20 protein-coding genes and 1 pseudogene are annotated in these 20326 nt (G+C 60.2%); 8 read left to right on the forward strand and 13 right to left on the reverse strand.

Going from position 1 to position 20326, the window contains the following annotated elements; translation table 11 throughout:
- Nucleotides 1-270: 270 nt before the first annotated feature.
- From NMD14_10985 to cysG, 5 genes are all read left to right on the forward strand, one after another.
- Nucleotides 271-1113: a patatin family protein gene (locus tag NMD14_10985; GenBank protein ID XEI31333.1), complete on the forward strand. Its 843-nt coding sequence runs from the start codon at nt 271-273 to the stop codon at nt 1111-1113.
- Nucleotides 1114-1307: 194 nt separating this feature from the next.
- Nucleotides 1308-2366 (forward strand): anaerobic sulfite reductase subunit AsrA, encoded by a 1059-nt coding sequence (asrA, locus tag NMD14_10990; GenBank protein ID XEI31334.1) that lies wholly within the window; start codon nt 1308-1310, stop codon nt 2364-2366.
- 46 nt (nt 2367-2412) lie between these two features.
- Nucleotides 2413-3207: an anaerobic sulfite reductase subunit AsrB gene (gene asrB / locus NMD14_10995; GenBank protein XEI31335.1), complete on the forward strand. Its 795-nt coding sequence runs from the start codon at nt 2413-2415 to the stop codon at nt 3205-3207.
- Between the two features lie 11 nt (nt 3208-3218).
- Nucleotides 3219-4229 carry a sulfite reductase subunit C gene (asrC, locus tag NMD14_11000; protein XEI31336.1) on the forward strand — a complete coding sequence of 337 codons (1011 nt, stop codon included), beginning with the start codon at nt 3219-3221 and terminating at the stop codon, nt 4227-4229.
- 197 nt (nt 4230-4426) lie between these two features.
- Complete coding sequence (gene cysG, locus NMD14_11005) at nt 4427-5818, forward strand: siroheme synthase CysG (protein ID XEI31337.1); 1392 nt, start codon at nt 4427-4429, stop codon at nt 5816-5818.
- Between the two features lie 88 nt (nt 5819-5906).
- Here cysG and NMD14_11010 read toward each other — a convergent pair whose 3' ends face one another.
- The 6 genes and pseudogenes from NMD14_11010 to NMD14_11035 form a co-directional block, all read right to left on the reverse strand.
- The gene (locus NMD14_11010) at nt 5907-6488 is read right to left on the reverse strand and encodes a hypothetical protein (GenBank protein ID XEI31338.1); all 582 of its coding nucleotides are present in this window, start codon (nt 6486-6488) and stop codon (nt 5907-5909) included.
- A 154-nt stretch (nt 6489-6642) separates the two neighbouring features.
- Nucleotides 6643-6735, reverse strand: a pseudogene (locus NMD14_11015) (IS5/IS1182 family transposase).
- A 20-nt stretch (nt 6736-6755) separates the two neighbouring features.
- Nucleotides 6756-7616 (reverse strand): serine protein kinase RIO, encoded by an 861-nt coding sequence (locus tag NMD14_11020; GenBank protein ID XEI31339.1) that lies wholly within the window; start codon nt 7614-7616, stop codon nt 6756-6758.
- 195 nt (nt 7617-7811) lie between these two features.
- On the reverse strand, nt 7812-8807 hold the full coding sequence (locus tag NMD14_11025; GenBank protein XEI31340.1) for a lauroyl-Kdo(2)-lipid IV(A) myristoyltransferase: 996 nt from the start codon (nt 8805-8807) through the stop codon (nt 7812-7814).
- A gap of 150 nt (nt 8808-8957) precedes the next feature.
- Nucleotides 8958-9947, reverse strand: coding sequence for a lauroyl-Kdo(2)-lipid IV(A) myristoyltransferase (gene lpxM / locus NMD14_11030; GenBank protein XEI31341.1), 990 nt, complete (start codon nt 9945-9947; stop codon nt 8958-8960).
- Nucleotides 9948-10216: 269 nt separating this feature from the next.
- Nucleotides 10217-11170 carry a TDT family transporter gene (locus tag NMD14_11035; protein ID XEI31342.1) on the reverse strand — a complete coding sequence of 318 codons (954 nt, stop codon included), beginning with the start codon at nt 11168-11170 and terminating at the stop codon, nt 10217-10219.
- 101 nt (nt 11171-11271) lie between these two features.
- On the opposite strand from NMD14_11035, the gene NMD14_11040 reads away from it, so the two are divergent.
- Nucleotides 11272-12177: a LysR substrate-binding domain-containing protein gene (locus tag NMD14_11040; protein XEI31343.1), complete on the forward strand. Its 906-nt coding sequence runs from the start codon at nt 11272-11274 to the stop codon at nt 12175-12177.
- Nucleotides 12178-12273: 96 nt separating this feature from the next.
- Here NMD14_11040 and nfo read toward each other — a convergent pair whose 3' ends face one another.
- The 6 genes from nfo to NMD14_11070 all read right to left on the reverse strand — a co-directional run bounded on the left by nfo (nt 12274) and on the right by NMD14_11070 (nt 17947).
- Nucleotides 12274-13116, reverse strand: a complete 843-nt coding sequence (nfo, locus tag NMD14_11045; protein XEI31344.1) for a deoxyribonuclease IV — start codon at nt 13114-13116, stop codon at nt 12274-12276.
- 123 nt (nt 13117-13239) lie between these two features.
- Complete coding sequence (locus NMD14_11050) at nt 13240-13467, reverse strand: DUF3955 domain-containing protein (GenBank protein XEI31345.1); 228 nt, start codon at nt 13465-13467, stop codon at nt 13240-13242.
- 265 nt (nt 13468-13732) lie between these two features.
- Nucleotides 13733-14062 (reverse strand): YbaB/EbfC family nucleoid-associated protein, encoded by a 330-nt coding sequence (locus NMD14_11055; protein ID XEI31346.1) that lies wholly within the window; start codon nt 14060-14062, stop codon nt 13733-13735.
- 114 nt (nt 14063-14176) lie between these two features.
- Complete coding sequence (gene dnaX, locus NMD14_11060; protein ID XEI31347.1) at nt 14177-16717, reverse strand: DNA polymerase III subunit gamma/tau; 2541 nt, start codon at nt 16715-16717, stop codon at nt 14177-14179.
- 172 nt (nt 16718-16889) lie between these two features.
- The gene (apt, locus tag NMD14_11065) at nt 16890-17435 is read right to left on the reverse strand and encodes an adenine phosphoribosyltransferase (protein XEI31348.1); all 546 of its coding nucleotides are present in this window, start codon (nt 17433-17435) and stop codon (nt 16890-16892) included.
- Between the two features lie 134 nt (nt 17436-17569).
- Entirely contained in the window at nt 17570-17947 is a 378-nt protein-coding gene (locus NMD14_11070; protein ID XEI31349.1) for a YbaN family protein, read from the reverse strand.
- A 123-nt stretch (nt 17948-18070) separates the two neighbouring features.
- Here NMD14_11070 and dusC point away from each other — a divergent pair, with 123 nt between their 5' ends.
- Both dusC and NMD14_11080 read left to right on the forward strand, forming a co-directional pair.
- On the forward strand, nt 18071-19015 hold the full coding sequence (dusC, locus tag NMD14_11075) for a tRNA dihydrouridine(16) synthase DusC (GenBank protein ID XEI31350.1): 945 nt from the start codon (nt 18071-18073) through the stop codon (nt 19013-19015).
- 94 nt (nt 19016-19109) lie between these two features.
- Nucleotides 19110-19478, forward strand: coding sequence for a conjugal transfer protein TraR (locus tag NMD14_11080; GenBank protein ID XEI31351.1), 369 nt, complete (start codon nt 19110-19112; stop codon nt 19476-19478).
- Nucleotides 19479-19604: 126 nt separating this feature from the next.
- Here NMD14_11080 and maiA read toward each other — a convergent pair whose 3' ends face one another.
- Nucleotides 19605-20240 (reverse strand): maleylacetoacetate isomerase, encoded by a 636-nt coding sequence (maiA, locus tag NMD14_11085; GenBank protein ID XEI31352.1) that lies wholly within the window; start codon nt 20238-20240, stop codon nt 19605-19607.
- Between the last annotated feature and the right edge of the window lie 86 nt (nt 20241-20326).

Consider the following 20326-nt stretch of genomic DNA (forward strand, 5'->3'; position numbering starts at 1 on the left):
AGGCACACCTCCTGGGGCTCATCAAACCGTGAAAGCAGAGCCCTGCCTATCTCTTATCGCCCCTGTTGGCACAACGGCTGGCTCACCAGCGTTTAGAAATACAAAACGCTTGATTCATTATTAACAGATATTCTAAACAAAACCGCGCTCCTAGAATGACCTCATTGCGATAGCCAGCCCCGGCAGGCAGCCAGAATGGTCGCCCGGGCAAGCCTGAAGCTTGCCGCCGACCGACACTCTTGCGACGCCGATTTCAATGAGGACCCCGTCATGAATAGAACCGCATCCCCCACAGCTCTGGTTGTTGAAGGTGGCGCCATGCGCGGCATATTTGCCAGCGGCGTGCTGGATGCGTTTATCGAACGTGACTATCGCCCCTTCGACTTCGCCATCGGCGTCTCGGCCGGCGCGACCAACCTGTTGGCTTATCTCGCCAGCCAGCATGGCCGCAGCCACGACATCCTGACCGAGCTGGCCTGCACCCCGGAGTTTCTCGACCCGCTGCGCTTTGCCAAGGGGGGCAATCTGGTGGATATCCACTGGCTCTGGCACACCAGCTGCCGCAAATACCCCCTCGATATCCATAGCTATCGGGAGAGCGGCATCCCCTTCTATGCGGTGGTGACCAATGCCCTGACCGGCAAGGCGGAGTACATCCGGGTCAAACCGGAGAACATGGATGAGGTGCTGCCCGCCAGCTGCGCCATTCCCCTCGCCTCCCGCGAATATCCCGAGGTACACGGGGTGCCGATGACAGATGGCGGCGTCGCCGACTCCATCCCGGTAATCGAGGCTTACCGCCGCGGCGCCCGCCAGATGACGGTGATCCTCTCCGAGCCGCTGGGCTACCGGCTCAAGCCGATGCCCTTCCCCTGGATGCTCCGTACCCTGCTCAAAACTCACCCAGCGCTGGCACAGGCGCTGGAGCAGCGGGATCGCAGCTACAACGAGGCGCTCGATTTCATCGCCAATCCGCCTGCTGATTGCCAGATGGAGGTGATCGCCCCGGCCGACTACTTCCCGGTGTCCCGTTTTACCCGCGATATCAACAAGCTGGAGATGGGATACGTGATGGGCAAGTGCGCCGGCTATCAGGCCGCCCTGCTCAATTGATAACAGCTTTACAGGCATGACCCGACCTGCCGCGACGCACGCGCCGCCAACACAATAACAATCGGGTCAGTTGAACAAGATGAGTCGTAAACCGGACCGCGGGAAAGCTGTCCAGCTCTCCCGGCTAGTCAATACCGGGACAGACAGCCCCTTGCAATGCCAAGGCATGTCACCCCAAGACAAGGTGTTTATTTATGTCGTTTCTTCTCACCCAGCCCGCGCTGGCGCAGCTATTCGAGCGGCTGCTACCCGATTACCGGATCATGGCCCCTGCGGCCGAATATCGGGGCGGTCGCTTCTCCGACACCGACAACGTCACCTACCACAGCATCCGCCATCCGGCCGATCTGGTGTGGCAGGAGAAGTCCCACTTCTCCCCGAAAGAGGTGGTGCTCCCCATCACCCAGACCCTGTTCCACTTCGACAATCTGGAGCTGCGCGAATCGAAGGTGGAGGCCAAACCCACCCTGCTGTTCTTGCGCAGCTGCGATATCCACGCCCTGCGCCGGCTGGATCAGGTCTATCTCAAAAACGGCCAGAACAGCGACGTCTACTACGCCCGGCTGTGCAGCAAGCTCAAGCTGGTGCTGCTGGAGTGCCGCGAGAGCTTCGAGAACTGCTTCTGCGTCTCCATGGGCAGCAATGAAACCCGGGACTACGCCGCCGCCATTCGTCTGAGCGATGAGGGTGCCCGCATCGAGGTGAAGGATCCCGAACTGCTCGGCTACTTTGCCGAACTGGGTGAATCCGACGACTTCACCCCGGAGTTTGTCCAGAGCAACCCGGTCAAGGTGCGCACCCCGGACAGCGTCTGTGACGCCCCCCAGCGGATCCGCCAGATCCTCACAGCCCATCCGGTCTGGGCCGAGTATGACAGCCGCTGCATCGGCTGCGGCCGCTGCACCACCTCCTGCCCGACCTGCAGCTGCTACAGCGTGCACGACCTCACCTATGCGGAGAACCCCAAGCAGGGTGAACGCCGTCGCCAGTGGGCCAGCTGCATGGTGGATGGCTTCAGCGACATGGCCGGTGGCCACGGTTTTCGCGCCAAACATGGCGAACGCCTGCGTTATCGCGCCCTGCACAAGGTCAACGACTACAAGGCCCGTCAGGGGGAGGAGCACATGTGCGTCGGCTGCGGCCGCTGCGACGATCGCTGCCCTCACTACATCTCCTTTAGCAACATCATCAACAAGATGACCGATGTGGTCGAACAGACCATCGCAGCCGACAACGCGCAGGGGGCGAACTGATATGTGCCAGTGCCAGCAAACCGCAACAGCAGAACCGCAGCAGGACGTGGTCGAAAACCGCCTGCTGCCCAAGGCCTACACCATTCTGGCCATCGAGCGCCACACCGAGCTGGAGTGGAACTTTCGGGTCTCCCGCGACTTTGATGTCCACTACGGCCAGTTTGTGGAGATCTCCCTGCCCACCATCGGCGAAGCGCCCATCTCGGTCTCCGACTATGGCGATGGCTATGTGGATCTGTTGATCCGCAAGGTCGGCAAGGTGACCGATGCGCTGTTTGCCCTCGATGTGGGCGACAAGGTGTGGATGCGCGGCGTCCACGGCAACGGCTATCCGCTGGAGACCTACCGCAACCAGCACCTCATCGTGGTGGCGGGCGGTACCGGCGTCGCGCCGGTCAAGGGGCTGCTGCGCCGCTTCAGCAAACATCCGGAAGAGGTGAAATCCCTCGACATGATCCTCGGCTTCAAGAACGAGCAGGCGGTGCTCTATCGCCACGAGATGCCGCTCTGGGCCGAGCAGCAGAACCTCATCGTCACCCTGGACGAGGGCAAGGAGAGCGAGCAGTTTCGCATCGGCCGGGTCACCGACTACATCGACCAGCTGGATCTCGCTGACAAGGAGGATATCCAGGTGATCGTGGTCGGCCCCCACATCATGATCCGCTTCGTGGTGCTCGCCTTCCTCGAGCGGGGCATCCCCAAGGATCGCATCTGGGTCGACTACGAACGCCGCATGGCCTGCGCCGTGGGCAAATGCGGCCACTGCCGGATGGGTGACACCTATATCTGCGCGGATGGACCGGTCTTTCGTTTTGACCAGGCCCAGCATCTGATCGACTAAGGGAGAACACCATGAGTCTCGATATCGACATCATCAAGGCCCGCGCCAAGAACGAATACCGCCTCTCCAAGGTGCGCGGCGAAGCGATGATCAGCGTACGCATTCCCGGCGGGATCATGCCCGCCCACCTGCTGGCGGTGGCCCAGCAGATCGCCGAACAGTATGGCAACGGCCTGATCCACCTCACCACCCGCCAGAAGCTGGCGATGCCCGGCATCAAGTATCAGGACATGGACAAGGTCAACGCCGCCCTCGAACCCTTTATCAAGGAGATCGAGGTGGAGACCTGCGGCATCGAGATAGAGGACACCACAGCCGGTTACCAGACCATCGGCGGGCGCAATATCGTCGCCTGTCAGGGCAACACCATCTGCCAGAAGGGCAATATCGACTGCACCGGGCTGGCCCAGCGGATGGAGAAACACCTCTACCCCAACCCCTATCACCTCAAGATGGTGATCGCCGGCTGTCCCAACGACTGCGCCAAGGCCAACATGGCCGACTTCGGCATCCTCGGCATCGCCAAAATCCACTTCAATGCCGAGCGTTGCATCGGCTGCGGCGCATGCGTCAAGGCATGTAGCCACCACGCAGTGGATTGCCTCACCATCAAGCATGGCAAGGCAGTCAAGGAGGAGAGCAAGTGCATCGGCTGTGGCGAGTGTGTGCTGGCCTGCCCGACCCTCGCCTGGCAGCGGGATCCCAAGCAGCTCTACATGGTCAAGCTGGGGGGCCGCACCAGCAAGAAGACTCCCCGTACTGGCAAGCTGTTTCTCAACTGGGTGACCGAAGAGGTGCTGCATGCGGTGATCAAGAACCTGTTCGAGTTCGAGGCCGAGATGCTGGATGGCAAGCCCATCTACCTGCACATGGGTCACCTTATCGACCGGGCCGGTTATCACAAGTTCAAGGAGCGGGTGCTGCGCGGCGTCACCCTCAACCCGGAAGCCATGGTCGCTGACCGCATCTTCTGGGCCGAAGATCAGTACGTCGCCAACATGCACGTCAAAGCGGTGCAATAGGAAAAACCTCGTTTGGGGAAGCGTGATCAAGTGGCCGACACCGGTGGGGATCTGTCGTTGGCCCGGGCGTAGATCACCCTTCCCCTTTTTTATTCCCGTCGGGGGATCTTTCCCCCGACCATCCGGGGTGCGTCACGGCGCGCCCTGCTATCTCGCCCGGCGCGGCATTGCGAGCGGGCCAGCATCCGGAGCCTGTTATGGACTTTCTCCCTCTCTTCTGTCAGCTGCAAAACAAGCCTGTGCTTATCGTCGGCGGCGGTGAGGTGGCGGTGCGCAAGGCGCGCCTGCTGCTCGATGCCAAGGCGAAGATCACCATCAATGCCCCGCATCTGGAACCCCAACTGATGAGCTGGGCCGAGCAGGGTCGCCTGACCGTCTGCGCCGCCGACTTTCACCCCGAACTGCTCGATGGCAAGTGGCTGGTGATCGCCGCCACCAACCAACAAGAGGTCAACCTGCAGGTCTTTCATGAGGCGAACCTGCGCCAAATCTTCTGCAACGTGGTGGACTCTCCGGCCTACTGCTGCGCCATCATGCCCGCCATCATCGACCGCTCGCCGCTGATGGTGGCCATCTCCAGCGCAGGCGCGGCGCCGGTACTGAGCCGCCAGCTGCGGGAAAAACTTGAAGCGTTGCTGCCGCAACACCTCGGCCAACTCGCTACCCTGGCGGGCAAGCTGCGTGAGCGGGTCAAGGCCATTCCTGACAAACTGGCCCGCCGCCGTTTCTGGGAGCGGCTCTTTAGCCATGAGCGACTGGCATGCCAACTGGCCCGCGGCCAGCAGCAGGCCGCCGAGCAGAGTGTCAACAAGCTGCTGGACGAACCACAGCAAAGTCATGGCAGCGTCATCCTGGTCGGTGCGGGCCCAGGCGATGCGGGGCTGCTCACCCTGAGCGGTCTGCAGCAGTTGCAGCAGGCGGATGTGGTGGTCTATGACCGGCTGGTCTCGCAGGAGGTGTTGGCGCTTGTTCGCCGGGATGCCGAGCGGATCTTTGTTGGCAAGGAGGCGGGCCGCCACTGTGTGCCCCAGCAGGCGATCAACCAGCTGCTGCTGGAACAAGCGCAGCTGGGCAAACAGGTGGTGCGGCTCAAGGGGGGCGATCCCTTTATCTTTGGCAGGGGCGGCGAGGAGCTGGAAACCCTGGCCGAGGCGGGCATCCCCTTCTCGGTAGTGCCAGGCATTACGGCAGCCTCAGGCTGCGCTGCCTACAGCGGCATTCCCCTCACCCACCGTGATCACGCCCAGCGGGTGCAGTTCATCACCGGCCACGACAAGGAGGGCAATATCGCGCAGGAGTGGTCGGCGCTGGCCGCCCCCCGCCAGACCCTGGTCTTCTACATGGGGCTGGCCCATGCCGGCCGCATTCAAGACGAGCTGCAGACTCACGGCCTGTCCGGCCACACCCCGGTGGCGCTGGTGGAACAGGGTACCCGCCTGCAACAGCGGGTGGTGCGCGGCGAGCTGCAGCAGCTGGCGCAGCTGGCCACTCAGGTGGAGAGCCCGAGCCTGATCATCATCGGCTCGGTCGTGACCCTGGCTGACAAACTGGACTGGTACGGCGAAGCCAATACCCTGGCCGGGGTGTAACCGCTCATAGCGCGCCCCTTCAGCAGACCAGTAAAAAAGCGACGCAGGCCATGGCCTGCGTCGCTTTTATCGCAATTGGCAAACGGATTTATTCGAAGGAGATAGGACCGGTCGAGCCTGCGTCACTGTCCTGCCACTCGCTTTCACCGCGCACCCGCGGATCGCCCTGCAGGGTATAGAGGATCATCCCCTGACGGAACTGCAGCGCCCCATCGGTCCGCTTGGCTTTCACCTTCACGTCGTTGACCCACACCTGCTCCTTGCCATCCACTTGGATCACGGCAACGGTGGCACCAGACTCGCTATTCTTGGCAACCCACTTGCCCTGATAGGGAGAGTCGCCCTGTGCCATCGGCAGAGAGGTTGCCTTGCCTGCCGACCAGGATTGCACGGTGCAGATGCCATTGGCACGCTTGTCGTTCTTGATGGAATAATCGATGCTCGGCTCGCTGGTCGCGGAGTCGGAGGTAATACCAACGATGATCTTACCACTTTGTGCGGAGTAGGCATTCGGCGCGTCGGTCTTCAACGTAGCCTTCTTGCCATTGATGTAAACGCTCCCTCCCTGCGACTTGACCTGAATGTTCATCGGGCAACTGGCGGTAAAGTTAGGTACCGCTGCCGCCGCGCTACCCGCATAAACCGCGATGGCCAGAGTGATAATCGTCAATCGAGCTGATTTTTTGTTCATCTTGATACGCCTTCAAGAAATTGTGGTTTACGCAAAATGGGTTCATCCGTGAAAAGCCATCGTCCTGATGACACCTAATCTAATCCGGCGACTCAGGGGGATCCAGTTAAAAAATAAAACCCGCGCCAACGGAAAACCGACAATGGGAATTATTCCTATCCCCGTAATCAGCAGATAAGTCTCGCCAAGGTGCACCACCAATACGCAAGATCCTAAACACAGTGTTAAACCTCAAGACCACAGCCCCTAGTAACTGTCTTCCTGCTCGGCCTTCATCCGAGCCTGGCGGGCATAGGCCTCCTCTTCGGCGCTCTCGATCTCGTGCAGCACCGAATCGAGATCGATGGCGGCACGGCTCTCTTCAAAGTGACCGGTCAGCTCGCTCTCGGGGGTGAGCTTGCCATCTTCAAACAGCGCCCACATCTCCTGGGCATAACGGGTCTTGAGCAGCTCGGGGGCATACATGCCGTAGTAGTTGCGCATGTTGTTGACGTCCCGCTCCAGCATCGCCTTGGCCTGGTTGTTGGCGGCGGCATCCACCACCTGGGGCAGGTCGATGATGACAGGGCCCTGGCTGTCCACCAGCACGTTGAACTCCGAAAGATCGCCGTGGATCAGACCGGCGCAGAGCATGCGTACCACATAGCGGATCACCTTATGGTGATCGATGACCGCCTGCTCGGGGGTCAGGGCCACATCGTTGAGGCGTGGAGCGACATTGCCATCCTCATCGGTGATAAGCTCCATCAAAAGCACACCATCGAGGCAGACATAGGGCTGCGGCACCCGCACCCCGGCCGCCGCCAGCTTGAACAGAGCGTCGACCTCGGTGTTCTGCCACACCTCTTCATGCTGCTTGCGACCGTATTTGGAGCCCTTCTCCATGGCGCGGGCGCTGCGGCTGTTGCGCACCTTGCGCCCCTCCTGATAGACCACTGCCTGCTTGAAGCTGCGCTTGGACGCCTCTTTATAGACTTTGGCGCAGCGGATCTCATCGCCGCAGCGCACTACATAAACGTCGGCCTCTTTGCCGCTCATCAACCGGCTGACGACCTCATCGACCAGGCCGTCATCAACCAGAGGTTGGATTCGATTTGGAATTTTCATGGCCGCCCTTTTACCCTATTTCCGCTCTCGAAGATAGCTCCGCGCACGCTCACCTGCCTCTCCCTTTCATAAGACACCCTGTTATCCCCTGTTTGCGCTGTTTTTGTCCACCCGTTCGCCTTAAAAACCACCAGCAGCAGGCCACATGCGCGAGACCCCTGTACCAACAAAAATGGCCCGCAAGCGGGCCAATTTTCAAGGTTCGGGCGGCAAACCCTGACGAATGCGCTGGATCCCCGCTTCATAGAGGCCGTCATCCCCCTCCTGATGCTCCAGGGTTTCGAAGATCTTGAGAAACCACATGTACTGCTCGGGATGGCGCGCCACCTGCATCTCTACCACACGGTTCATGGCGTTGACGTCTGCCAGCAGATCGGCGGTGGGATAAGGGTCAAACGGCGGCTCAATCTCCAGCAGATAGCGTCCCTCATCCTCGTCATAGCTGGCGAAGATGGGCACGGCTCTGGCACCAGTCAGCTTCACCAGCTTGGGCAAGGCTGGCAGGGTTGCCTTGGGGCGGCCAAAGAAGGGAACAAACACGCTCGCCTCGCGGCCGTGATCCTGATCTGGCAGGTAGAAGAAACTGGCACCAGCGCGGATCGACTTGATCGCAGGCTTGATCCCGGCGCTGCGCTCATAGACCTTGCCCCCTTTGGCCCGCTCGCGGTTGATGTACCAGTCGAACACCTGATCTTTCGGGCTCTTCATCATGGTGCACATCTCGATGCCCATCATGGAGAAGTAGCGGCCAATCATGTCGACCGCCCAGGTATGAGGCACCACCAGGATCACCGGGCGGCCCGCAGCCTGCTCCGCTTGCACATGCTCCCAGCCGGTGACCTTGATGCGGCGGGTCAGCCGCGCCTTGCTGCGCCAGCTGAGTTCGCCAAAGCCCATAAAGGTCTTGAGCCCGACCCGGATCGATTTGAGCAGCAGCGCCTGTCGTGCGGCGGCATCGAGCTCGGGAAAGCAGATCTTGAGGTTGGTATCGGCGATATAGGCCTGCTTTTTCGAAAAACGCAGCAGGGTCGGTGAGACCAGATCGGCAAAGCGATCCCTCAATCTCGCGGGGGTAAATGCCAGCAGGGAAAGCAGGCCCAGCGCACACCAGCTACCCCACCATTTGGGATGCAGCAAGCGAGTATGAAATGAGGTATCAAATACCGGATCTAACGAGGACATGGCGGCCATCAAGTCATCAAAAACAAGCAGTTATTGTAGTTATCCTAACATTTTTTTCTACCCTGAGAAGGCTGGTCGCCGACCGGCCAGGCACTGATCAGACGAGTTACCATATAAAATGGCCCACCAGGGGCCATTCCAATCAATGCAAATTCAGAATCAACCGTGGGGCAACAATCCCTTGCGGATCCGCTGGATCCCTGCCTCGTAGAGGCCATCCAGCCCCACTTGTTCTTGACGGGTATCGAAGATCTTGAGGAACCACATGTACTGGCCCGGATGGCGCGTCAGCTGCTGTTGCACCATGTCGTTCATGCGACAGGTATCGGCCATCACATCCTCGGTGGGATAGTTGTCGAACGGTGCCTCAATCTCCAGCCGGTAGCAGTGGTTCTCTTCGTCATAGCAGGCGAGTAGCGGCACCGCCTTGACGCCGCTGACCTGCACCAGACGGGGTAAGGCAGGCAGGGTTGCCTTGGGATAGCCAAAGAAGGGGGCGAAGATGCTCTTCTCGCGGCCATGATCCTGATCCGGCAGATAGAAGAAGCTGCGGCCGCTCTTGATGGTTCTGATCACCGCCTTGATCCCGGCGCTGCGCTCATAGACACGGCAGCCGTTGTTGGCCCGTGCGCGGTTGAGGTGCCAGTCAAACACCGGATTGCGTGCCCGTTTCATCATGGTGCACATGGGCACCCCACGCTGGGTAAAGCAATAGCCTGCGGCATCTACCGGCCAGGTGTGGGGTACCACCAGGATCACCGGACGACCGGCAGCACGTTCAGCCTCGATATGTTCCCAACCGATCACCTGCATCCGGCTCATCAGATAACGCTGGCTGCGCATGGTGAACTCGCCGAATCCCAGCAGACTCTTGAGACCGACCCGGATCGAGGTCAACGCAATGGCATCGCGCTCTTCCGGGCTCTTGTCCGGGAAGCAAATCTCCAGATTGGTTCTGGCGATATAGATCTGCTTTTTAGAGACGCGAAACACCAGCGGCGCCAGGGCATCGGCCAAACGATCGCGCAATCTTACCGGCACAAAGGCCAGCAGCATCAGCACGCCGAGGGCCAGCCAACTGAACCAGTAACGGGGATGCAGAAAACGGGTTTCAAACGAGGTGTAAAATACGGGGTCTTGGGGCGGCATGTATCGGGGTCGAGCGAAAAATGGTGCTATATTGTAGTCGCCCTGACAGGTAATACCAGTTAATTCCATTGCCAACTGCCCGACACGAGCGCGGGGTCAAAAAAACACAAAAAAATGCCCCGCACTGCGGGGCATCTTGCTCATGACACAACCAGAGTGGTGGCTCTTTGTCCATCCATCGTATGACTGGTCGTTTATCCTGTCGCTCTCTGAGCACACGGCTTGATGAATTAGCGATGGGCGCCTTGACGGGCCATACCCTTGTTCATTTAGGTATCACGCTGCGGCAGAAAAAACATCAGGTAACGCAGTGCCACATAGCCGACGATCACGGTAGCAACCCCCAGTTCAAAGTGGGCCAGCAGCCTGATCTGCTCGACGTAGTGACTCCCTTGCGCAAACCCTTCCACCAGATGGGCCACTTTGAACAGGGCGGTGGCACCGATCACCAGCGGGAAGGTGAAGGCGGCATAACCCGGTGAGAAGGGCAGACGCAGCAGTTTGATGAAGGCCAGATAGATGATGCCGGTCATCAGGATGGCGATCCCCAGCAGCACGGCCACCAGCAGCAGCGACGGCTCATGACTGACGGTCAGGTAACCAGCCAGAGAGAGGCTGGCAGGGGCCGCCAGAATGGCGATGGTCGGTTTGGCGGCATCCGGCACTTCATGGCTGAAGATCAGGCGATAGAGCATCAGCGGCAGCATCAGGCCGTAGCAGATGATCCCGAACCAGAGCAGGCCGTTGGCCAGCGGGGCAAACTGACCGCCCGGGAAGGCCACGTCAGCCACGATGATCCCCACCGGTGGCACAAACCAGCTCGGCACCATGTGGTGAATTTCAAACTCTTTGGCGCGATGCCAGATAAAGGTGGCCAGGAACAACAGGTGAACCGCCACGGCTAACAGCCAGAGGGCCTCGCCCGCTTGCGGCGCAATCATACCCAGCGCTTTAGATACCACCATGGTGCCCATGGCATAGGTCGGTACCACACTGCCCACCACGGGGTGAGCGAGATCCTGCAACAGCAGGCGGGGGTGAAGCAGAAACTTGAAGGTCAGGATCACCAGCAGCACGGCCGCAATGGCGGCGCCCAGCAGTTGCATCCGGCCATCGAAGTGACCGGCATTCTCCCAACACCAACCAAGGCTGGCGATGCCCAGCGCCAAACCCGCCATGGGGGTTGGGGCGGTGGCCAGTGATTTACGGGTTCTTGCGATCATGATGACACCTTTCTATTGATGACGATGGCGATAGGATAATGCCCCCTATCGTTTACGATATCTAAATGAATTGAATCAATCATTAAGGAAAATCAAACACAATGAAACTGACTCTGCAGCAGCTGAAAGTATTCGCCAGCATTGCCCGCTACGGCAACCTTGGCCTTGCCGCCAACGAGCTCTGCCTGAGCAAGGGGGCCGTTTCCCAGTCGCTGCAGGAGCTGGAGCGCCAACTCTCCACCCCGCTATTTGACCGCATTCACCCCAGATTGCAGCTCAACAACGAAGGGCGCCTGCTGCAACCGGCCGCCGAAGAGCTGCTGACCCGGATGCAGGATATCGAGAACCTGTTCAGCCCAGATGCCGAACCGAGCGGCCAGCTGCGCCTTGGTGCCAGCCAGACCATTGGCAACTACCTGCTCCCCACCCTGCTTGCCAGCAGCAAACAGGAGCTGGGGATCCCCCCCAAGGTGACCATCAACAACACTCACCTGCTCTGCCATGCGCTGGCCAACTTTGAGCTGGATATGGCGCTGATCGAAGGGGAGAACCACCACCCCGACCTGCTCGCCGAACCCTGGCTGCAGGACGAGATGCTGGTGGTAGCCCCACCCGGTCACCCGCTTGCCAGCCAGAAGGATCTCTCCCTCTCTCGACTGGGGGGCGAGACCTGGGTATTGCGTGAAGCGCAATCGGGCAGCCGCGAGCAGTTTATCCAGCAGATCCAGCCCGAGCTGCCACGCTGGCAACCTGGGCTTGAACTCAACACCCTGGAGGCGGTGATGCTGGCGGTGGAGAAAGGGTTAGGGATCTCCTTTATCTCCCGGCTGGCGGTCTCCGATCGGCTCAAGGATGGCCGACTGGTCGCCCTTCCCCTCTCCCGCCGGTTCCCGCGCCAGCTCTCCCTTATCTGGCACAAGCAGAAGTACCACTCAGCTTCCCTGCGCCACTTTATCCGCTTCTGCCGGGCGCAGGTGAACAATGCCGCGGTGAGCCACGCGGAGTAACACCAGGCCCGAGCGCCACTGGCAGACCCGCACGCCAACGGCGGAAAAAGCAGAGAGGGAGCCACGGCTCCCTCTCTTTGATTCGATTGTTCGGTATTACTTCGCCAGACTGCGCAACCAGCTGATCTCCTCGCCCCAGATGGACTCGTCTATGGTCTCGAGGATCAGCGGAATACGATCGAAACGATCATCGTTCATGATGTGGTGGAATACCGCCTCCCCCAGATTCCCTTCCCGCAGGCTGTGGTGGCGATCGACCCGGCTGCCGAAGGTGCACTTGGCGCCATTGATATGCATCCCCTTGAGATAGTGAAAACCCACGGTGCGGTCGAACTCGGCAAAGACAGTGGTGCAGCTCTCGGCGGTGCGCAGATCGTAACCCGCGGCAAAGGCGTGGCAGGTATCGAAGCAGATACCGACCCGGCTCTTGTCCTCCACTCCCTCGATGATGGTGGCGAGCTGCTCGAACGACCAACCTAGGTTGGTCCCCTGTCCGGCGGTATTCTCGATCACCGCCGTCACCCCTTCACTGCGCTCCAGCGCCCAGTTGATGGACTCGCTCACCAGCTTGAGGCTGGCCGCTTCGGGAATTTGCTTGAGATGGCTGCCGGGATGAAAGTTCAGATAACAGAGCCCCAACTGCTCGCAGCGCTTCATCTCGTCAAGAAACGCATCGCGGGATTTGGCCAAACCATCGGGATCGGGGTGGCCCAGATTGATGAGATAGCTGTCGTGGGGCAGGATCTGCTCCGGCAGAAAACCAGCCTTGTCACAAGCCGACTTGAAGGCGCGGATGGTGGCATCCGACAAGGGGGCCGCCTGCCACTGACGCTGATTCTTGGTAAAGAGGGCAAACGCGTTGGCCCCGATGGCCTGAGCGCGGGCGATGGTATTCTCCACCCCGCCGGCCGCACTGACGTGGGCTCCGATATATTTCATACAATCTCCTCAATACGGCAAGCCGCCATTATGCCGATCCCGCCCGGCCTCGCCAAACCGGGATATCCGATAGCGGGTATCGACAAATAGCGCAGCCTTAGCGAGGTGCTGCGTTTCATGGCGCTATTTGCCCACCCGGTGGCAACAGCGACCCACAAGAGTGCGGATCAATCCCGGCAACGTCAGCAAGACCCCCACGGCCACAAACAGAAAACCGATGGGGATCAATCCGAAAGGTTCATGCAAAGTGCCATTCTCATCGACCGTCGAGCCAATCAGCTCGAAGGCCACAGAACAGGCCAATCCCATGGCAGCCAGCACGGCCCCGATACGCATCATCATGGTTATCATTATCGCGCACACCTTTGTTTCACCTTGAACGAGTCACCCATCCTCCACCCCGATGTGAAGAGAACATGAAGTGGATAGGTTTTTCCGACAAGGTCGCCGGTATGTGATGACCAGCAGGCTGATCAGACAGATAACGATCAACAAATAAAAACGCAGCTGCATCGCCTGGGCGATAGCAACTGCGCTTTTTGTCTCTCTGCCATCCCTCTCTAGTTGGCCCGAACGGCCTGCACAAAGGGATCAAGAATGCGCGAAGAGAGTCGCCTTAGAAGGGCATCTTGAATCCTGGCGGCAGTTGCATGCCACCGGTCAATTCACCCATCTTGGCCTTGTTCTGCTCTTCCACACGACGTACGGCATCGTTGCAAGCGGCGGCAACCAGATCTTCCAGCAGCTCCTTGTCATCTTCCATCAGCGAAGGATCGATCTCGATGCGACGTACGCTATGGCTACCCGTCATGGTGACCTTGACCATACCTGCGCCGGCTTCACCGGTCACTTCCATCTGAGCCAGTTGCTCTTGCGCCTTCTGCATGCGCTCTTGCATCTGTTGGGCCTGTTTCATCAGGTTCCCCATTCCACCTTTACCAAACATATGTCGTCTCTCGTCTTGAAATCCGGCATCCAGCGCCGGGCTGTGGGCTTGTCTGTCCTAGATGGGGACAGCCAAACTGCTTTTCAACCGGGAGCGAGCTCCCGGCCACGGAATTTAGCGGTTGAGGGGCTCGATGCTCTCGTGATGAAGCACGGCACCAAACCGCTGAACTAAAAACTGCACGTTGGGATCCTGCTCCAGATCCCGGGTCACCTGCTCGCGCACCCCGAGATAAAGGCGATGTTCGATCTCGAGGGGGGTCTCTTGGTCAGGCACCACACCAAGCGTCACCTCGACCTGCACCGGTTGCCCCAGCGCTGGCCCGATGATCTCGGTCAGATCGGCGCGCGCCTTGTCGCTCACCAGATGGCGCTGCTCGGGCTTGAGGGTTAGCAGTACCTTGTCCCCTTCCCGCGTCATCACCGAGTTGATGGCGAGCTGGCGCAGCCGCCCTCCCACCTGAGTGTGAGCGATCAACTCGGCCCAAGGGTCGCCGCAACCATTGAGCAGCGAGGAGGGGATAAGGCGAGTCGCCTCTCCCTCTTGCGGCTCGCTGTCGCTTTCGAGCTCATCCCAGTCGATGGTCTCCATCACCGGCTGAGGGGATTCGCTCTGCGTCACAGGGGCAGCAGCCACTGCCGTGGTGGCAACGGGCGGCTGGGTCGCTGGGGCGGGCGTCACCGCAGGCGCCCCAGCACTGCGCTCACCGGGTCGATAGCTCGGCTGCCCGTCGAGATCCCAGGGGGGCAGATCGGTTGGCTGGGCCGGAGCCGTGACGGGGGCGTGGCTCATCACCGGAGTCTGCTCGGCAAAGCCCTGATTGAGGTACTCTTCGTATTCCCCGTTGTCACCCTGCGGCTCGTAACCGTCGCCATAGAGATCCACCGGCGGCAGATCATCATAGTGACCCATCGCCGCCATCCCCTGCTCGGCCGGTTGGCTGACCGGTACTGGCTGTTGCGCGATGGCCGGTGCAGCAGCGGGCGCAACAGGACGAGCTGGCGCAACCGGCACTGCGCGCGGCGCGGGCGCCGCCGGGGCATCCTGACCACGCTGGCGGCTGCGCAGCATATTTCGCTTGCCAAGCAGGCTCTGCATGCTCGATACCGCAGACACAGCTTCAGGTGCGGCAACCGGCTCGGTTGTCGGTTCGAGCGCGGGTTCGAAAGGGGCGGTCAGCGGCTCGCTACGGGAATAGTCCATATCGACTGCGGAAGGCACTCGATCATCAGCATCAACGGGCTGTGCGGCTGAGTGCGCTGGCACATCGGACTGCGCATGGGGCAACGCGGGCTCGGGTTGATACCCCATGCCCGCAGCCTCGCGCAGCAACTCATCCTGCTGGCTGAACAGCTCGGCGGCTTGCGCCTCCTCCTCGCTGTCGGCGGGGTTGCCGATATCATCCGCCATCGCAGGCATGGAGATATCAACCGCGGGCACGGCGCCGCTGATCGGTGCCAGTGCGGCCGATTCAGCGGCCGGGCGCTTTCCCGGCAAGGAGGCTACCGGAGTGGCATTGCTCGTCATTGACGGGGGCAACGCGGTGAGGCTGGCCGGATGCAGGGCATCGCGCCTTGGCGAGAAGGCGAGCATCCGCAGGCAGGTCATCTCCAGCGCGGTGCGGCCATCGGGGGCCCAGGGCAGATCTTTACGGCCACCCAGCACGATCTGGTAGCAGAGCTGCACCTCTTCCGGGCTCATCGCCTTGGCCAGTTGCAGCAGGGAATCAGCATCCGCCCCCTGCTCCTGCACGCTGGCAGGCAGCAGCTGCGCCATGGCGATGCGATGGAGCAAGCCTTCTAGCTCGGCGTGGAGCTGATCAAAATCGGGGCCCAGGGTAGCGATCTCGGTGATCTTGGCCATGGTAGCGGGGGCATCTTGCCGCAAAATGGCTTCCAGCAGTTGGTGCAGATGGCGGTGATCGAGCGTCCCCAGCATCGCCAGCACGCTCTCGAGGCGCACGCTGCCGTTGCCGTGGGCCAGCGCCTGATCGGTGAGGCTCAGGGCATCGCGCATACTGCCGTCGGCGGCTTTGGCCAGTGCCAGCAGGGCGCGCGGCTCAAACGGCTGCCCCTCCTGATCCAGCACCCATTCGAGCTGCTTGGCAATCTGGGTCTGATCCAGACTCTTCAGATGAAACTGCAGACAGCGCGAGAGGATGGTAATGGGGAGCTTCTGCGGATCCGTGGTGGCCAGCAGAAACTTCACATAGGGAGGCGGCTCTTCCAGGGTTTTCAGCAACGCGTTGAAGCTGTGGCGCGACAACATGTGCACTTCATCGATGAGGTAGACCTTGAAGCGGCCACGGGCCGGGCGGTACTGCACGTTGTCGAGCAGCTCGCGGGTATCTTCCACCTTGGTGCGGGACGCCGCGTCAATCTCCAGCAGGTCGACAAAGTTGCCCTGATCGATCTCGCGGCAGGTATCGCATACACCACACGGGTGGCTGCTGATCCCCTGCTCGCAGTTGAGGCTCTTGGCCAGAATACGGGCGATGGTGGTCTTGCCGACCCCGCGGGTACCGCTCAGCAGATAAGCGTGATGCAGCCGTCCCTGATCCAGGGCGTTGGTCAAGGCGGTCAGCACATGTTGCTGGCCTACCACTTGTTCAAACGTATGGGGGCGCCATTTGCGCGCCAGAACCTGATAGCTCATAAATCCATCATGCAGGGAAGACAGGGCATTGAGGCCGGATGCTAACACAAATGGCGGGCGGGCTGTATCGGCTATCGGTCAGAGCAGGAGGGATCGCTTGATTTTCAAACCGATGCCCGCACGGGCACCGGTTCAACGCAGGCCCGATGCAGAGGATCGGGCCGAAGAGGCATTACTCGCCGGCCAATTCGACCAGTGAGAGCACCTTGATGCCAGCGGCAGTCAGGCGGGCATCGCCACCCAGAGACGGCAGGGAGATGATGAAGGCCGCATCGGCAACGATGCCACCGGCGCGGCGGATCAGTTTGACGGTCGCATCGACGGTACCGCCGGTCGCCAGCAGATCGTCCACGACCAGCACCTTGTCACCGGGCACGATGGCATCGGTGTGCAGTTGCAGAGTATCGGTGCCGTACTCGAGGGCATAGGACTCCTCGATCACTTCGCGCGGCAGCTTGCCCGGCTTGCGTACCGGCACGAAGCCCAGCCCCATGGCAAAGGCGACCGGTGCACCGAAAATGAAGCCACGGGCTTCGGTACCAACAATCTTGGTGATCCCTTGATCACGATAATGATTGGCCAGCAAATCGATGGTGGCCTTGAAGGCCTCGGCGTTCTCGATCAGGCTGGTGATGTCACGAAACAGAATGCCCGGCTTCGGATAGTCGGGAATGGTCTTGATGCTTGCTTCGATAAATTTCAGGGTTTCCGGATTCATGTGTTAACCGCTTATTTTTTTGACCCAGGGGTGGCCATTTTTTCTCAATTCCCTTCTGCGGGAAATAAAAAAGCCTGTCACGCAAAAATGACAGGCCGACTCCATAGCATTATTGCTGCAATAGCTTAGGGACTTCACTTCACCATTGCAACTGGCTCCAGCACCGGCAGGCGCATTAACCAGGTGAGCAGGATCACCATTATGACAACCAGCAGCCCCTTGACCCACAGCAGTGGCACCACCGCAAGCGACACCGAGAAAGTGAGCAAAATGAAGAGAATGGCGCGCCGTCTGGCCTGACGACGAATGCCACGATACTGCTGCCAATCGACGATGGGTGGACCGAACCAGGGATGGGTCAGCAACCAGCGATGAAAACGCGGCGACGAGCGGGCAAACAGGGCGGCGGCCAGCAACATGAAGGGGGTAGTTGGCAGCAACGGCAACACAATGCCCACGATACCGGTGGCAAATGCCAGCCACCCGAGCGCCATCAGACACCAACGCTTCATTCCTTCTCCTTGTGTGATTTATCTCCCTCTAGCCTAACAGAGTTTGAGCGGGTGCTGACAGCGGGGCGCAACCCCACTACAATCTGCGCTCTTTTTTCTCCCCACTCTCGTCGGAAAGCCGTTATGCGCGTTATGTTGGCCCCCATGCAGGGGGTACTGGATCACCTGATGCGGGAGGTTCTCACCTCCGTCAATGATTACGATCTCTGCGTGAGCGAGTTTATCCGGGTCGTCGATCAGCTGCTGCCCGCCAAGGTGTTCTACCGCCTCTGCCCTGAACTGCTGCAAGATGGCAAGACCCGTGCCGGCACTCCGGTGCGGGTGCAACTGCTGGGGCAACACCCCGAGTGGCTGGCCGAGAACGCCATGCGCGCCATTGAACTGGGCTCCCCCGGGGTCGATCTCAACTTCGGCTGCCCCGCCCCCACGGTCAACAAGAGCAAGGGCGGCGCAGTGCTGCTCAAAGAGCCCGAGACCATCTACCGCATCGTCAAGGCGGTGCGCGAGGCTGTGCCCGCCCATCTGCCGGTGAGCGCCAAAATTCGCCTCGGTTACGATGACAAGGATCTCTATCTGGAGAACGCTCAGGCGGTCTTTCAGGGGGGCGCCAACGAGCTGGCCGTTCATGCCCGCACCAAACGAGAAGGGTACAAGGCCCCCGCCCACTGGGAGTACGTGGACGCCATTCGCCGCGCCCTGCCTATCCCGGTCACCGCCAACGGCGAGATCTGGGATCATCAGGATGCACTGACCTGTGCCAGCGTCTCCGGCTGCGACTCCCTGATGGTGGGGCGCGGCGCCATTTCCCTGCCCAATCTGGCCAACGTGATGAAAACCGGCTGTGCCCATATGAGCTGGGCCGAGGTGCTGCAGTTGATGGTGAGCTACACCGAGCAGGACTTGGCCAGCGAAAAGGCCGACTACTACCCCAGCCGCATCAAGCAGTGGTTCAGCTATCTCAAGCGGGAATATTCGGAAGCAGACCTGCTGTTTCAGGAGATCCGGGTACTCAAAGAGACAGATCCCATACGCGATGCCCTGCTGCAAGCGGCCAAAAACCACAGCTAACCACCTTTAACTTGACGCATATCATCTTGATAAACTTATCGGTTGCTTATACTGCCCGCCTGTCGTCTGTCCTGTGGGGGATAATGTGTGTGAAATGACGCAAGCACAGTTGACTGTCTGGCGTAATCGCCTGCTGTCCGACTGGGCTCAAGTACAAGAAACGCTGATCGAACAGCTCAAAGCCTGTCGCCGTGACGAGTGGGCCGAGCAGGCTGGCCACTGCGAGCAGGATCAACTGGTGGAACTGATCAGCCGGCTGGATCTGCCAAAGGTAGCGCCGAGTGTGGCCCGCCTCAAGCGGATCGACGCGGCACTTTGCCAGATGGATCTTGGCCTCTACGGACTCTGCTCCGATTGTGAAGAGCCGCTCTCCATTGCGCAGCTGGAACAGGATCCGACCCTGCAACGCTGCCCGCGCTGCGAAACCCGCTATCGCAAGGGATTCCACGCCCACGAACTGTGAGGGATGCGCCTCTGTGCATCCGCTCAACCCTCAGCACTGGTTACGCCATAGTGATCGCTATTAACAGCAGCAGATCCGCGGACTGGATGCAGATCTGATCAACGCCATCTTCCTGCCGGCCGATGATCACTGCGCGTCTGGCTGACTGGCAGGGGCGGCCTTGATAAAGGCTTGCAACTGTTCGCAGTTGGCGACGATGCGGCGGATAGTGGGGTAATCGTCCAGCGTCATGTCGTAGCGGCGGGCGTTGTAGACCTGGGGCACCAGCATGCAGTCGGCCAGGGTCACTTCGTTGCCAACACAGTAGACACCGGCGGTAGTCATCAACAGCTGTTCGAGGGCGGTGAAGGTCTCGTCAATCCAGTGGCGATACCAGCGGGCCTCCTGCTCCTCGTTGGCCCTGAAGTGCTCTTCCAGATAGCCCAGCACCCGCAGATTGTTGAGCGGGTGAATGTCGCAGGCGATCATGTTGACGATCTGGCGCACCCGGGCCCGCGCGTCGGGGGAAGAGGGCATCAGGGAGTAGGCGGGATAGGTTTCGTCAAGGTACTCCATGATGGCAACGGACTGACCGATCTGCAGATCGCCATCCACCAGAAACGGCACCAGCCCTTGCGGGTTGATCCGGCGATAGGCCTTCTCGCTCTGCTCGCCTTGCCGCAAATTGATGGGATGCTGCTCATAGGCGAGCCCCTTGAGCTGCAACACGATCCGCACCCGAAAACTTGCCGACGAACGCCAATAGCCAAACAACTGCAACATAATCTGTCCCTGCATCTTATCTGAGCCCGAAGCCCGGCAGGTGCTCGCCACCTGCCTCCTTGTGTATCCGGCACCGGTTGAGGGCT

It is taken from the genome of Aeromonas veronii (assembly GCA_041319085.1).
Taxonomy (GTDB): Bacteria; Pseudomonadota; Gammaproteobacteria; order Enterobacterales; family Aeromonadaceae; genus Aeromonas; species Aeromonas veronii_F.